Below are 13,791 nucleotides of genomic sequence, written 5' to 3' on the forward strand. Positions count from 1 at the left end.
ACTGATAAAGATAATAGGTATTTTGACTATTTTATATGTCTTGTTTTGAATAATAAAAATTCTCTAACTTGTGGATCATTTATCAAAGGTAATACCTCTTTTCTAATTTTACTATAGTAATTATTTATAGTTTTCTTTTCAGTATAAGTTAGCATCCAAGTCTCGATTAGTTTGTATTCATAAGGTACCAAAGTTAGATCTTCAAAACAGTAAAATGGCCCATGACCTGTAGGCGACCCTTGATTACGCTGTTTCACATAGCATAAGTTTTCTATTCTGATACCAAACTCATTTTGGAAATATGCACCTGGTTCATTACTTAAAATCATACCAGGCATTAGCTCAACTTTTGAGACTGAATTTATTCTTTGTGGTCCTTCATGTACTCCTAAGAAACTTCCTACTCCATGACCTGTTCCATGAGTATAATCTGCACAGAAATGCCATAAATGCTCGCGTGCTAAAACATCAAGCTGTGATCCTGTAGTACCTTTAGGAAATACTGCTCTACCAAGCCCTAAATGACCTTTTAGAACTAAAGTATAGTACCTTCTATGTTCTTTTGATGGTTTACCAAAGTGAAGTACTCTAGTAATATCTGTAGTCCCCTCTCTATACTGTCCTCCAGAATCACATAAAAGAGGTGCTTGGTCATCAATCTTTTTCAAATTAGCATCTTTTTTTGCCATATAATGAATAATTGCACCATTTGCTGCATGACCTACTATGTACGAAAAACTATCTTCAACATAGCCTTGTTGTTGTGCACGAAACTCTCTTAGCTTAGCCGCAGCTTGAATCTCATCAACTCCTTGATAGCTATTCTCGATCCAATGCCACCATGATATAAATGCTGCAGCATCTTTACGATGAGCTTCTTTTGCACCGCTAATTTCAACAGGATTTTTTAGAGCTTTGCTCAAACCTACTGGAGAATCGACCATTAAGAAATAGCAGCTACTATTTTGATTCTTATTGATACTTTGTGGAACTTTATAGTTGATATTAGCGCCATCTAATAAATACTTACCAGTAATTGACTCTAAATCTTGGTAGAATTGATAATAATCCCTAATTTGAATATGATTATTATAGAAGTATTTTTTTATTTCTGGAGTAACCTTTCTATCATCAACATATAGAATTATCTCATTTAGAGAAACAAATAAATAACTTATTACTAAAGGTGTGCATTCAACATCCCTACCTCTAATGTTTAATAACCATGCTATATGATCTAATTTTGAATCCACATAAAAATCTGAGCTTGTTTCTTTAATTGTGCGTCTTAGCTCTTCAATTTTAGAAGCAACACTTCTACCAGAGTATTGAATAGCATGCTCTTGTATTGCTGTACATGGAATATCAGCTAATTGACCAAGCTCTTGCTGAGCTTTATGCACAAGGTTATTTTGATCAAAAATCACACTATAATCATTGCTATTAAGAAAATCCAACAACTCTAAAGCACTTTTGTAACTAAGTTTAGCTTGGTCTACAGCAATAGTTTTTCCCTTAGCATTTTTCCATAGCCACTTGACAATTTCAGGTACAAAACCTAACTGCTTTATTAGTTCGAAATCATCTTTGTCTAATTGTTGCTCAGCTTGGAGAAAATACCTACCATCAGTAAAAAGATATGCTTTATCCATACCAACTAAAACATCTCCAGCTGAACCATCAAATCCACTTATCCAAGCACGGTACTGCCAACACTTAGGGACATACTCATTATTATGATCATCTACAGAAGGCACAATATAAAAATCATAGCCTTTTTCTTGCATTAAATTTCTTAAGATTTGTAATTTCTCAGACATATTATCCCCTATTAAAACTTACTCAAACCACACAAATGTAGCTTGTCTGCCTGTGACACCATCTTTACGATAAGAGTAGAATCTTTTATTATTATAAGTGCACAAACCAGAGTCAACTATATCAAAACAATTACTATCATTTAATATCTGTCTAGCAATTAGCTTCATATCAAAAAGATATTTATCTTCACTTTTTGAACGAAATGCTTGACCAAATGCCTGATGTTGCTCAATAAATTTATCATAAACATCGCTGCCAACCTCATAGAAATTAGCAGATATACAAGGACCAAACCAAGCTACTAACTCTAGCCCAACAAACTCTTTCAAAACTACTTCTAGTATACCTTGATATAAACCTCGCCAACCTGCATGTATTGCAGCAACTTTTGTCATTTTCTTATCAAATAAGATAATAGGTAAACAATCTGCTGTCAAAACTACGCAAGCTTGCCTAGGTTTATCAGTGATAATAGCATCACAAAAATCACCATTATATTCATCGAAACTTTTAACAATATTAGTATGATTTTGTCTTAGCCACTTTATATCAGCATTAAGATATGATTTAAATAAATTACGATTTTTTTCTACAGCTAAGTGTTTATCGCCAACATGATCAGCTAGATTAAACTTAGCGTATTTTTCTTTACTAAAGCCTTGAGTATTATTTGTATAACCTAATTTAAGTCTAGCAAAAGGTGTATTAACAAAAACTACTGACATCTTCTAAAATTTACCTATTTTTTACTATAACGATCTTGAACATAATTTTCTACAATTTTTATAAACTCTTTAGAGATGTTATCTCCTCTTAGGGTATACGATTTTTTACCATCGATGAAAACTGGTGCAACAGGTGAATCACCACTACCTGGTAGACTTATACCAATATCAGCATTTTTTGACTCGCCCGGACCATTGACAACACAACCCATTATAGCGACTTTCATTGCTTCTACACCATGATATTGCTCTTTCCAAGTATGCATTTTTTCATCTAAATAATCTTTAACTTTACTTGCAAGCTCTCTAAAGAACGAACTAGTAGTCCTACCGCAACCAGGGCAAGATGTCACACTTGGAGTAAATGTACGCATCCCTAAGTTTTGTAATATCTCACGACATACACGCACCTCTTCTGTACGCGGTGCATTTGGAGCTGGAGTTAATGAAACTCTAATAGTATTACCGATACCTTGCTGTAATAAAATTCCTAAACTCACAGCACTAGCAACAATACCTTTCGTACCCATACCAGCTTCTGTTAATCCCAGGTGTAAAGGATAATCACACTCTTTAGCTAGCTTTTGATATACTGCTATTAAATCTTGCACTTCACTTACTTTGCATGAGATTATGATTTTATCTTTTGCTAGTCCAAGCTCCTCTGCGTATTTAGCGCTTTCTAAAGCTGAAGTTATAAGTGCCTTATGTATTACCTGTTGTAAGCTTAGTGAATTCTCTTGAGCATTATTTTCATCAATTAGTCTTGCCAATAAAGCTTGATCTAAACTTCCCCAATTGACACCTATACGCACAGGTTTGTCATTTGCTATTGCAATTTTTATAATCTCCGCGAACTGAGTATCTTTTTTCTTACCAAAGCCAACATTACCTGGGTTTATACGATATTTTGCCAAAGCTTTAGCACACTCTAAATATTTGCTCAGTAAAGTATGACCATTATAATGAAAATCACCAACTAAAGGCACATGACAGTCATGCTTAGCAAGTTCTTTGACAATCTCAGCAACTGCAGCTGCAGCTGGCTCATCATTAACTGTAATTCTGACTATTTCACTACCAGCTTTATGTAGGACTAAAATCTGTTTAACTGTCTTTTCAACATCTGCAGTATATGTATCTGTCATTGACTGAACAACAACTGGACTATCACCACCGATTAAAACATTTCCAACTTTTACAACATTTGTTTTATTCATATAAGAACCCAAAAATCATATTTTTTTTAAAATAATTCTTCGAAAAGTATACAATCTAAAATTATATCATTATAAACATTAATTTTCACAAGCTATGTACTTTAAAGAATTAGAAAATTACTTGAATAATTATTTTGCTATTGAACAATTCAAAGATTACTGTCCTAATGGACTACAAGTCCAAGGCGATAGAGATATCAAAAAAGTTATAACAGCTGTCACAGCATGCCAAAAACTCATTGATCAAGCAATTACTGAAAACGCTGATGCTATTGTCGTACATCATGGCTATTTTTGGAAAGGTGAAAACTATCCAATAATTGGCATTAAATATCAGCGTATAGCTAAACTTATCAAAAATGGTATACATCTTTTTGCTTACCATCTCCCTTTAGATGGTCATAGTAAAATTGGCAACAATATTCTACTAGCCAATAAACTAGGCTTAGGTAACTTAAAATTTTTTGAAACAGGATCTAAACCAGATATTTCGATAATTGGTCGGTGTAAATTAGATTTGGATAATTTTAGCAATTTAATAGAAAATAAACTTGAGAGAAAACCTACTGTAATAGCTGCTAAGCAGCAAAATAACAAAGTAGCTATCTGCACTGGTGGCGCTCAAGATTTTATCGAGTACGCATACCAAGCTGGGGCCGATACTTTTATATCAGGTGAAATTTCCGAAAGAACAACCCATCTTGCTTATGAGCTAGGTATAAACTATATCGCAGCAGGCCATCACGCTACGGAAAAGGAAGGTGTAAAAGCTATTGCAGATTTACTCAAACAAAAGTTTGACTTTGAGACAAAATTTATAGATATAGCTAATCCAGCCTAGTTTATTTTTAATTCTTTCTTTGCTTGAGTTATTAAAGTTCTAAAATCATCATTTGCATTTAGTGCAGAAAACACCGCACTACCAAGTAGATATCCTGCTTGTACATCACTAGGCCAGTGGGCACCACATATTATTCTACTTTGTCCATATTCATAACCTTTTTTAAGAATTTGCTGCTGATTTGCTGGATTTATTTCCGCAAGTAATAACGCCACAGCCCAACCTTCTGTGGTATGACCGGAAGGATAAGAACCACTGTTTCTTAATTTTTTCTCTCCTGATGGATTACAAGTAGATTTATCAAAAAATACAAATGGTCTTACCCGCATATATTCTTTCTTAGCATAGCTTGCTGACCTTGATGCAACTTCGCTAGCTATATCTATTAGATTATATATAATTGGTGTTTTCTCTTTAGAAATTTGTTGACCAAAACTTTCAGAAAAATTTTCTGCTATCTCTTTTGTAGTATACCCAGCATCAATCTTTGCTTGAATATAGCGCTGAGTGGTTTTATTTTTAGATAAAAATGTCACTTGTGACATTGCTTTATCATTCATAAAAGCAATACTGTCAATAGCTGGAGGTGAAGGCAAAAGAGCTAAACTGTTTGGAATAGTAATTTTGTAGAGATTTATTAATTGTTGTGCATATAGATTAAATGAAAGAATTAATAATATAACTGTTAGAGTTAGTCTTTTGAACATTTATCTTATTATTTATTCAATAATTAATTTATATTACAATATTTATCGAAAAATTTTTATAAATTAAACACCAAAAAATATCAAAAAATTATTTTTCTGCTTCGATATGATATCTTCTAGGGAACGACTGGGTAGTTCTTGGTACAAATTTAATACAATAAAACTATATAACTAAAGTACATATACCACATATATAAAACATGCTGCCATGTCCTAAGAAATTGTTAATAGGTAAAATACTGATGCTAATATTACTGATGCCATACTATTCAAAAAATAGTGCTATACAGAGCCTTACTTCTAATAGTTCCTGGTAATAATTCTGACATAATCACCCAAATATAAGCACCAAGTCCAATAGCAAAAAAGAAAATAAAGCTAACCATTCCAGCAAAAGGGTTAGAAACCTTGAGTTTCACTATGCCTAATTAGCGACATAACTAAACCGGTTGCTATTAGTGATAATGAACCCATAAAAGTACCAAAATTGGCTATAAACACTGCTGTCAAAGTTGCTTAAAAGTTCATTGCAGTGATTGTAACACCTACAAGTATAGCGACATAATTAGAGCTAAGACCTGATTCTTTGAGTATTGTTGCTGAGAATTGTAATATACTATTAATACAATGTCATTTGTGCTAGGATTGCTGTTGTAAAAACAATTAACAAAGAACTAAATATTGTCTATGGCTTAGAGATTTTAAAACACTATCTTCTTGTTTAGATTTCTCAATAACTTCTTAGATTTCAGTTAATTCTCGTTGTGCGGAATTTTTCTTAAATATTTTATTAAGAACTCCCTCTGCTTCTTTATCTTTACCTACCAATACTAGCCATCTTGGTGATTTACATAAAAAATGAGCCAATATCTTTATTAATAAATAAGAAGGCACTATTTATAACCACCATATCATAACCATATAGTATTCCTCTCATAGCTGATAAGAAAATAATCATAGTTACCATGAGCTTCAATTTAATTTTAATATTGTTTAAATTTATTGATAAAATTAAACCGTTTCAGTAACTTTTTTAAAAAAATTGCTTGGATTATCTGGATTATATCCTATATGATAGTGCCAAATCGTTAACAATCAAATATAATTTTTGTAATAAAACTATTGTTTCTATCTTACCTGATAATATTTCCCATCAAAAATAATAATGTAATGGCTGTAGTAAATATTTGTGATACTTCTTGGTTTTTCTTTGTTAATTGCACATCGCACTTCTAGTTTGATTTATAACTAATATTGTTAGATTCTACAAAATTATTTGGAAGGCTATGCTCGCATCTGCTACTTCTAGATCAAGTATGGGGTAATATAGTATAATTGGTAGTGTTGCCACATTTGCCCCAACTATGGACACAACTCCAGGTATGAATGGCTGTACATCAGTATTAACAAATGGCTATTAATGCTACCGGCATTGGTATTACTTTCTCAACAGTATTACTAATTTCACTAATCTATATGCTAGCTTCACTTGGAGTCTAAGAGATACATAGTACAGCTTTTTGTTGCAGCTGGTGTAGTTTTCTCTTATTTTAGCTTGCTATGTGGTAGCTGATTGCTCTAATTTATAGGCGTTGATGCTATTATAGATAGCTTTAGGGCTCTACTTAATATTAACGGTAGCATGACAATAGCTATTATTGTTTGATAACACTACTAAAACTTTTTAGATTCATATATAGTGCTTCATGTAGTTATTTAGCTTCAAAAGCTATAATTTAACTACATGTCATACATATTTATAAAAAATTTCGTTCATGAAACCTTATTAAGTACCACAAAAAGTAAATCTAACTTTTTCTTCTTCAGCCGGTTCTTCCATATATTTCTCAGTTAGACTATTAAATTCATAATGTGTTTTAAATGCTGCTATAAGATTATATAAATCGCCAAGCTTAGCATCTTTGGAAGACTTAAGTGCTTTCTTTACCTGGTGATTGCGAGGAATAATTACAGGATTTGTTTTCTTCATATTTACAAAATTTATCTCATTATTAATCATATATTTATCTAACCAATCTCGCAAACCACTATCTTTAAATGCTACAAAGTTTTTATAAGTTAAATTGTAAAAGGTGTTGTTATAGTCAAGTTTATTTTTAAACATTGCTATAAGTAAGTCTGAAATTAATTCATCACCAGCTGGTTGGCCAATCTCAAAACCTAGTTTAGTTAGAAACATTTGTTTTCTTTTATTCTTATAAATTTCAGAAAAGCTTTGCAATTTATCTTGAGCTAGTTTAATAGCCTCTTCTTCATCTTCTGAAATAAGTTTCAACAAACTCTCTGCTAATCTTGCAATATTCCATCCAGCGATTGATGCTTGATTTACAAAAGCATATCTTCCATCACGATCAATCGAGCTAAACGCTGTATCTGGATCATAACTATCCATAAAAGCACATGGACCATAATCAATAGTTTCACCCGAGATAGTCATATTATCTGTATTCATAACACCATGAATAAAACCTACTCTTTCCCAGTCTATTATTAAACTTGTTTGTTTATCAATCACATAATCAAGTAGGCTTAGAGCTTTATTCTCTCCATAACTTATTATTATGTCTTTTTAGCGTATAGTTTAAAAGCTCTTGACTATATTTAGTACCTAAGATTGCTGCATATTGAAAAGTTCCTACGCGGATATGACTACTGGCCACTCTAACAGCTATTGCTCCTTGTTTTATCTTATTTCTTTGGACGTTTTCACCAGTGGTTATAACAGCTAGGATACGGCTAGTTGGTATACCTATGTTATACATCGCCTCACCAAATATATATTCTCTAAGCATTGGTTTTAAAGCTGCTTTGCCATCACCTCCTCTTGAAAACTTTGTTAAACCCACACCTTTTAGATGAAAATCAACCAACTCACCATTTGGCTTTTTATATTCACCCATTAATATAGCACGCCCATCACCTAGAATTGTAAAATTACCAAACTGATGGCCAGCATAAGCTTGTGAGATTGGCCTTTCACTAGTGTAGCCTAAAAAAACTTTAACAATTCTTGGTATGAATTACCAACTAAATCTAGACCTAATTCAGCGGCTAAACAATCATTTAAAATTAGTAGTTTTGCATTGGGATATTTGTATACTGCTTGGTGTGAGTAAAATTGCTCTGATAAGTAACTATATGTGTATTCAAAACTAATCATAATAAATTATAAACTTTACTAAATATAGTATAATTTTAACAAAATATAGCTAATAACACAGCTTTTAGGTAAATATATATACTATAGTAATGAGTCAAATAATCATGGAATATCTCAAACTAGCAATAGTATACTATGAAACTACAATATATTTTGCACATATATCTACAGGTAATTTCGATAGAGTACAATAGCTCCAATAGACAAGAACTAAGATCTAACTTTAACAAAACTGAAATATATCACAATTTTGAGCTAGTACCAATTATCTATGGTGAAGGTAACAAAGATACCACATTTGTAGCAAAGTTAGCGAGTATATGTTGGACGCTATTACTATTTTCGAACTTACCTTAGCATTACGATATTTAGTAATGATAGATTTTTTAGTGAATAACCTCATACTATACCAGCAAAGGATTCAATATAGCAGCCACTGCGCCTAAACAATGTGATACTGGCACTAGCAATACTAATCCGAAGATACATATCAAAAAAATTCTCGCTTGCCATGAAAGTGTCGTTAACAAAACTTTCAAAAAATATTTTAATGAAAATAATAAAGATGCTTTTTACCATCTTATTATAAGATATTTAGACAAAGATATTCCTAAACAAATAACTGATCTTTTAGTCGAAAATAACATAATATTTTTCGAGTAAATCTATGTAAAATGTTTGTTTATGAATCTAAGTATAACCTCTTGTAAGGTTGTTATAAAGATACTGGATATACAATTTTTATAATGCTAAAATGTTTCATCTTTTTATTTATTAATCATTGTTTTAGAGTTGTTATGGAATATAGAAAATACATTTGTATCGTTTGTGGTTTGATTTATGATGAAGCTGAAGGATGGCCAGAAGATGGTATCGAACCAGGTACTAGATGGGAAGATGTCCCAGCAGATTGGGAATGCCCTGACTGCGGTGTTGGTAAAGATGAGTTTGAGCTTCTAGAAGAATAATTGTTCTAGATGTTATCCCTATTTCAAAAAATATCTTTTGAAAATAAAGATTTTATTGTAATGAGGGATGACCTAAGTCACCCTATATTTTCTGGTAACAAAGCTAGAAAACTTGCTTATCATCTAAACAACCATGATAAATATTCACATATCCAAACGATTATATCTTTTGGTGGTAATCAGTCTAACTTTATGTTGGCATTAGCACAATTAGCTAAGCTTAAAGGTTGGGATTTTCATTACTGGATCAAACCTATACCTAAGTTTCTAAAGCAAAATAAAAATGGTAACCTTAAACTATCTTTAGCAAATGGTATGCAACTATTTGAAACAACAAACCCTCTTAACTTAGAAAGTGTAAAAACAAATTATCAGATAGAAAATAGTCTTTATTTTTTTGATCAAGGCGGGAAAAATGCCGATGCTGAGGAAGGCATAGCTGCATGTGCTTTAGAAATTAACAAGTATTGTCAAATAAATAATATAAATAACTATAGTGTTGTAATTGCAGCTGGCACGGGTACAACAGCGTTATATCTTGAGAAATATTTAGCAAATAAAGTCTATACAATACCATGTGTTGGTAGCTCAGAATATCTAAAAGAACAATTTGCTAGTATAGATGCTAAATTAGCTCATCCTAAGATCATCTCGCCAAATTTTAAAAATAGCTTTGGTCAATTAGATATCGCCAACTACTATATCTACCTAAAACTAATTAGAGAAACAAAAATCGAATTTGACTTACTTTATGATCCAATAGCTTGGCGTACTTTATTAGCAAAATATCATCAACTACCAAAACCAATTATATATATTCATTGTGGCGGGGTTAGTGGTAATCAAACGATGTTAGCAAGGTACAGAAGATTTCTCAATTAGACATATTGTGCAACTAATTTTTTTGTATTTGCCTTCTAAGTTCAAAAAATATTCGTTTTAGCAAATTTATATAAATTATAAATAGTATCTAATTTTTGATTGGCTGAATTACTAAATCAATACTAATAAGATTTGCACCACGAGACATCTCTATAGCTGTTAAAACTGAAGAGTCTTCTAATTTTTTTATTTTAATCTATCTTGCATAAGCTTTAATATATTACTCTTTTGTCTGACAATTATAATTATGATTTATATATTCATACATCTGATATGCTAAAGACATTCTCATTTTATCTTAAAGAAAAACATTTGGTTAATTTCTCATCTTTACTAAAAGATAATCTATACCATTGTTGTATTTGAGTATCTAACCTTTTTAGCTGAGTTTTTATTATGCATAAATTTTGATTTAATCTATTATTTATAATTGTTTTCTTAGTTCTTTACTTAGCTTTCTAGTGTGTAGATGTACAAGAGACATCTCAAGTTTTTTTATATTTACTAGAATATCATCAAATACATTTATCACCTATTTTAAATTCAATCTCGTTGCTTACAATATCAACAGTTAAAAAACATTGCTTAATGCCTAAGACATGGTTATATTTTTTTAATTACCTTAATGCTCAAGGTTTCTATAGAGTTAAATAATCTTTTTACATCAGTAAACTTTGATACTGCTCTAAAATAATATACTTTTCTACCAGAAAGTAATTCAATAAAAAGATTAATAGCATTATTTAGAATCATCTAAGTCAAAAAGATTATATTGACCAACACTATTATAAATCTTTGTTTTAAAACCCACATTTCTATCTATACCATACTTTAGCCTAGCATACTCACATACTAATGCTTTCAAAAACTTATATTTTACTCTATAGCCATATTTTGGTGATTGGTTATTGGTTTATAATTTTTTTTAAGTTTTTGTTTGACTGTGTATCTATAGGATGTAATTTAAAAACATAAAAGATTTCTTTACTTGTCGGATGTGACTTAGACAAAATCTAATAAGCTATTTTATTATTTCGTTGATCACTATGATTTGTGATATTGAGCTTTTTTCCAAGTATAAATTCTGATAAGATTCCTCAATTACTGACAAAAATCATTCTTACATTTCTTCTTGCTTACTGTGTTTAATTGAGTCAAAAAATAATCTTACTAACAAAAAGTAAATATAAAGAAAAATATATCACAGTGACAGTAGGAACTACATTACCATGACTTAGGTAATATCCTAAAGTAATTACAACTACTGTAACGTGACCTGCTGACAATATTACCGAAAATATAGTTGCTTTAATATCTATACTATAGATAGATAATATAAGCTCACTCATATATGAATTGTTATGTTAATTTCTTTATATTGAGCTTTGCTAACATCCTAACAATTTATTTGATCATTTCAATTTAATTTTAACAAATGCGCTAAGTCCAAGCTCACATAAAAGTTTAATAATGTTAACTTTATCTAGTATTTTTTTGAGCCAGATAAAGCTTCTAGTAATTTTTAGTTAAAGATTGTCTTTTTTTGTTTCAGTGTTTGTTATTTTTGGCAAATACATATGTAATTCTACCATTTATCATTACCATTAATTTTGTAACCACTAGGACAAGCATAAGCTTTTACACTTAATGGTCAAATTAAGTTGCTTAAATCTTTATCTGAACCATTAGTTCACTGCAATACTCTTATATGCACATACCTTATAGCACTTATGAATATCTCTACTTTTACCATAATATTCTGGATTATTAACCATTGCATATCAGTTTTAAGTACGTAATATACAACTCTAATCAATTTTCTAAACTTTTATAAGTCGTTTGTATAAACCTTTTTGAGCTTGTAAAAGATAATATAATTGACCAATTAGATTCATGAATACAACATTCTATTTGTTCTTGATGTAATTTAACTTCGAAAGCTACATTTTAAATTACATCAGCCATTAATTACAAATTTTTGTTCTAGAACCTAATTAAATTTAAGGTTTAAATAAGAATTCATATATATACTTACTACCCCAATTGCATTCACTTTTACCTTTCTCAGTAAAACCATAATTTGTTAGAACTTTCATAGAAGCTGGATTTGTTGCAGTTGCATAGATTCCAATATATTCTGAACCATCAAATACTTCTTCAAACACTTTTCCCTGGTCATTTTCCCAAGAATATTTAGCTTTAGTTTCTAAAATAAATGGAATATAATTTTTTAACCCCCATTGTAATATACGTGATGCATTTTTATTCCCCCAAATTGGGTGTATAGAATTTTTAACTTCTTTTTGATTTTCTGATTCAAGAGTTTTATTTTGAAAAGGAATATCCAAATATTGGTTACTTTCTGTATCGAAAGCTGGGTGTGTAATCATAGCACATTCTAAAAACTTAGGCTTGGAAGAGCCACCTAATACAACAACACCTACTTTAATCCATCTACCTTCTATTAATTGTTCTATCACATGTAAATACCTTGGGTCACCATTTTTAAACCTTGCGAGACTTCTGTCAAATTGTGCTTTAACCTGCTCAGCACTTCTTGTTTTACCATCTCTAAAATATTTACAAACAGATTCCGATGCATGTAAATCATACCAGAAATCTCGATCTTCTTCTTTTATTGGTCTGGTTTTTAAATTTTCTGATATATACTCTAACCCAAAATCTTTTTCTGAGTACATAGATACTGCAACGCAAAAGCTTAAGAAGTATATAAAAAATCCAATAAATAATCTACGCATAAATATACACTACAAATAGTTTTTTAGCTATAATTAAACCAAATACTTACTATACAAGCAAATATTTTATAACAATATTTTTGTATTTTTTAGTCAATAAGTAAAAATATTTATTTACTTAAGATTTATATTAACTATTTTATTACTTATAAAATTAAATAATAAATAATTTCAGATGTGTGCTGTCTTGTATATAGCAGTTTTTATACTAATCTTAAGCTTAATTTTTGCTATAGATGATTTATCCTTTCAAAAATAGATGATTGGTATTTCTACCTGCTGGTAATTATAATTGGTTCGTTTCAGTTTATTGATTTTTCACAATTTAATATTAGTACTTGATAATTTAACAATGTATAACAACAACCCAATACTACCATTAGTTGCCATACTTGTTTATAACAGATTTAGTATCCAACCAAAGAAAATAACTAAAGATAAGCTATTAACTGTAGGTATTTTTATTTATAGTAACTACTGATGATACTATTTAATTATCTGACTTTGCCTATATTTCCTTTTGCAGATATTGGATTGCTCATATTAGTGGAGTAGTTGTATATGTATGCGGTAGTTTATTAGTTTTTGGCTATATATGACATACACCCATTATATTAGATTTACAAGTACCTTATTTAGATTTTTATCATTTATTATTTTATTTGTAGTTATCACTAAGAATAGAAA

12 protein-coding genes and 3 pseudogenes are annotated in these 13,791 nt (G+C 30.5%); 5 read left to right on the plus strand and 10 right to left on the minus strand.

Annotated elements, in window-relative coordinates:
* Window positions 1-26: 26 nt before the first annotated feature.
* Genes FSC845_RS06610 through ispG form a run of 3 tightly spaced genes read right to left on the minus strand, consistent with a single transcriptional unit; the run spans window position 27 to window position 3,766 of the window.
* Window positions 27-1,820, minus strand: coding sequence for an aminopeptidase P family protein (locus FSC845_RS06610; protein WP_064461223.1), 1,794 nt, complete (start codon window positions 1,818-1,820; stop codon window positions 27-29).
* Between the two features lie 18 nt (window positions 1,821-1,838).
* On the minus strand, window positions 1,839-2,546 hold the full coding sequence (pgeF, locus tag FSC845_RS06615; protein ID WP_064461224.1) for a peptidoglycan editing factor PgeF: 708 nt from the start codon (window positions 2,544-2,546) through the stop codon (window positions 1,839-1,841).
* A gap of 14 nt (window positions 2,547-2,560) precedes the next feature.
* Window positions 2,561-3,766: a flavodoxin-dependent (E)-4-hydroxy-3-methylbut-2-enyl-diphosphate synthase gene (ispG, locus tag FSC845_RS06620; RefSeq protein ID WP_064461225.1), complete on the minus strand. Its 1,206-nt coding sequence runs from the start codon at window positions 3,764-3,766 to the stop codon at window positions 2,561-2,563.
* 94 nt (window positions 3,767-3,860) lie between these two features.
* On the opposite strand from ispG, the gene FSC845_RS06625 reads away from it, so the two are divergent.
* Window positions 3,861-4,607: a Nif3-like dinuclear metal center hexameric protein gene (locus FSC845_RS06625; protein WP_064461226.1), complete on the plus strand. Its 747-nt coding sequence runs from the start codon at window positions 3,861-3,863 to the stop codon at window positions 4,605-4,607.
* On the opposite strand, the gene FSC845_RS06630 is transcribed toward FSC845_RS06625, so the two are convergent.
* The 3 genes from FSC845_RS06630 to FSC845_RS09195 all read right to left on the minus strand — a co-directional run bounded on the left by FSC845_RS06630 (window position 4,604) and on the right by FSC845_RS09195 (window position 6,208).
* Window positions 4,604-5,314, minus strand: a complete 711-nt coding sequence (locus FSC845_RS06630) for an acid phosphatase (RefSeq protein ID WP_064461227.1) — start codon at window positions 5,312-5,314, stop codon at window positions 4,604-4,606. The two genes, FSC845_RS06625 and FSC845_RS06630, sit on opposite strands and share 4 nt — an antisense overlap.
* A gap of 269 nt (window positions 5,315-5,583) precedes the next feature.
* Window positions 5,584-5,733 carry an MFS transporter gene (locus FSC845_RS09190; RefSeq protein ID WP_227806594.1) on the minus strand — a complete coding sequence of 50 codons (150 nt, stop codon included), beginning with the start codon at window positions 5,731-5,733 and terminating at the stop codon, window positions 5,584-5,586.
* Window positions 5,734-6,055: 322 nt separating this feature from the next.
* The gene (locus tag FSC845_RS09195) at window positions 6,056-6,208 is read right to left on the minus strand and encodes an MFS transporter (RefSeq protein ID WP_227806595.1); all 153 of its coding nucleotides are present in this window, start codon (window positions 6,206-6,208) and stop codon (window positions 6,056-6,058) included.
* A 323-nt stretch (window positions 6,209-6,531) separates the two neighbouring features.
* On the opposite strand from FSC845_RS09195, the pseudogene FSC845_RS09200 reads away from it, so the two are divergent.
* A pseudogene (locus FSC845_RS09200) lies at window positions 6,532-7,002 on the plus strand (cation:dicarboxylate symporter family transporter); the annotation flags it as partial.
* A gap of 98 nt (window positions 7,003-7,100) precedes the next feature.
* Here FSC845_RS09200 and FSC845_RS06635 read toward each other — a convergent pair.
* Window positions 7,101-8,495 (minus strand): annotated as a pseudogene (locus tag FSC845_RS06635) (protein adenylyltransferase SelO).
* Between the two features lie 104 nt (window positions 8,496-8,599).
* On the opposite strand from FSC845_RS06635, the pseudogene FSC845_RS06640 reads away from it, so the two are divergent.
* From FSC845_RS06640 to FSC845_RS06650, 3 genes and pseudogenes are all read left to right on the plus strand, one after another.
* Window positions 8,600-9,205: pseudogene (locus FSC845_RS06640) on the plus strand (hypothetical protein).
* Window positions 9,206-9,292: 87 nt separating this feature from the next.
* Window positions 9,293-9,463 carry a rubredoxin gene (locus FSC845_RS06645; RefSeq protein WP_064461754.1) on the plus strand — a complete coding sequence of 57 codons (171 nt, stop codon included), beginning with the start codon at window positions 9,293-9,295 and terminating at the stop codon, window positions 9,461-9,463.
* Between the two features lie 9 nt (window positions 9,464-9,472).
* Window positions 9,473-10,345, plus strand: coding sequence for a hypothetical protein (locus FSC845_RS06650; RefSeq protein ID WP_064461228.1), 873 nt, complete (start codon window positions 9,473-9,475; stop codon window positions 10,343-10,345).
* Between the two features lie 739 nt (window positions 10,346-11,084).
* Here the strand turns inward: FSC845_RS06650 and FSC845_RS09410 are convergent.
* The 3 genes from FSC845_RS09410 to FSC845_RS06660 form a co-directional block, all read right to left on the minus strand.
* Window positions 11,085-11,210 (minus strand): hypothetical protein, encoded by a 126-nt coding sequence (locus tag FSC845_RS09410; RefSeq protein WP_257719631.1) that lies wholly within the window; start codon window positions 11,208-11,210, stop codon window positions 11,085-11,087.
* A gap of 289 nt (window positions 11,211-11,499) precedes the next feature.
* On the minus strand, window positions 11,500-11,694 hold the full coding sequence (locus FSC845_RS09205; protein ID WP_227806596.1) for a hypothetical protein: 195 nt from the start codon (window positions 11,692-11,694) through the stop codon (window positions 11,500-11,502).
* 651 nt (window positions 11,695-12,345) lie between these two features.
* Window positions 12,346-13,044 carry a GNAT family N-acetyltransferase gene (locus FSC845_RS06660; protein ID WP_064461229.1) on the minus strand — a complete coding sequence of 233 codons (699 nt, stop codon included), beginning with the start codon at window positions 13,042-13,044 and terminating at the stop codon, window positions 12,346-12,348.
* Window positions 13,045-13,791: the final 747 nt, after the last annotated feature.

Origin of the sequence: Francisella persica ATCC VR-331 (genome assembly GCF_001653955.1) — a bacterium.
Classification (GTDB): Bacteria; Pseudomonadota; Gammaproteobacteria; order Francisellales; family Francisellaceae; genus Francisella; species Francisella persica.

Bases quoted from the DNA above. Each gene is read 5' to 3' on its own strand.
- FSC845_RS06610 (WP_064461223.1), bottom strand. From the start codon at position 1,820: ATGTCTGAGAAATTACAAATCTTAAGAAATTTAATGCAAGAAAAAGGC.
- pgeF (WP_064461224.1), bottom strand. From the start codon at position 2,546: ATGTCAGTAGTTTTTGTTAATACACCTTTTGCTAGACTTAAATTAGGT.
- ispG (WP_064461225.1), bottom strand. From the start codon at position 3,766: ATGAATAAAACAAATGTTGTAAAAGTTGGAAATGTTTTAATCGGTGGT.
- FSC845_RS06625 (WP_064461226.1), top strand. From the start codon at position 3,861: ATGTACTTTAAAGAATTAGAAAATTACTTGAATAATTATTTTGCTATT.
- FSC845_RS06630 (WP_064461227.1), bottom strand. From the start codon at position 5,314: ATGTTCAAAAGACTAACTCTAACAGTTATATTATTAATTCTTTCATTT.
- FSC845_RS06645 (WP_064461754.1), top strand. From the start codon at position 9,293: ATGGAATATAGAAAATACATTTGTATCGTTTGTGGTTTGATTTATGAT.
- FSC845_RS06650 (WP_064461228.1), top strand. From the start codon at position 9,473: ATGTTATCCCTATTTCAAAAAATATCTTTTGAAAATAAAGATTTTATT.
- FSC845_RS09205 (WP_227806596.1), bottom strand. From the start codon at position 11,694: ATGAGTGAGCTTATATTATCTATCTATAGTATAGATATTAAAGCAACT.
- FSC845_RS06660 (WP_064461229.1), bottom strand. From the start codon at position 13,044: ATGTACTCAGAAAAAGATTTTGGGTTAGAGTATATATCAGAAAATTTA.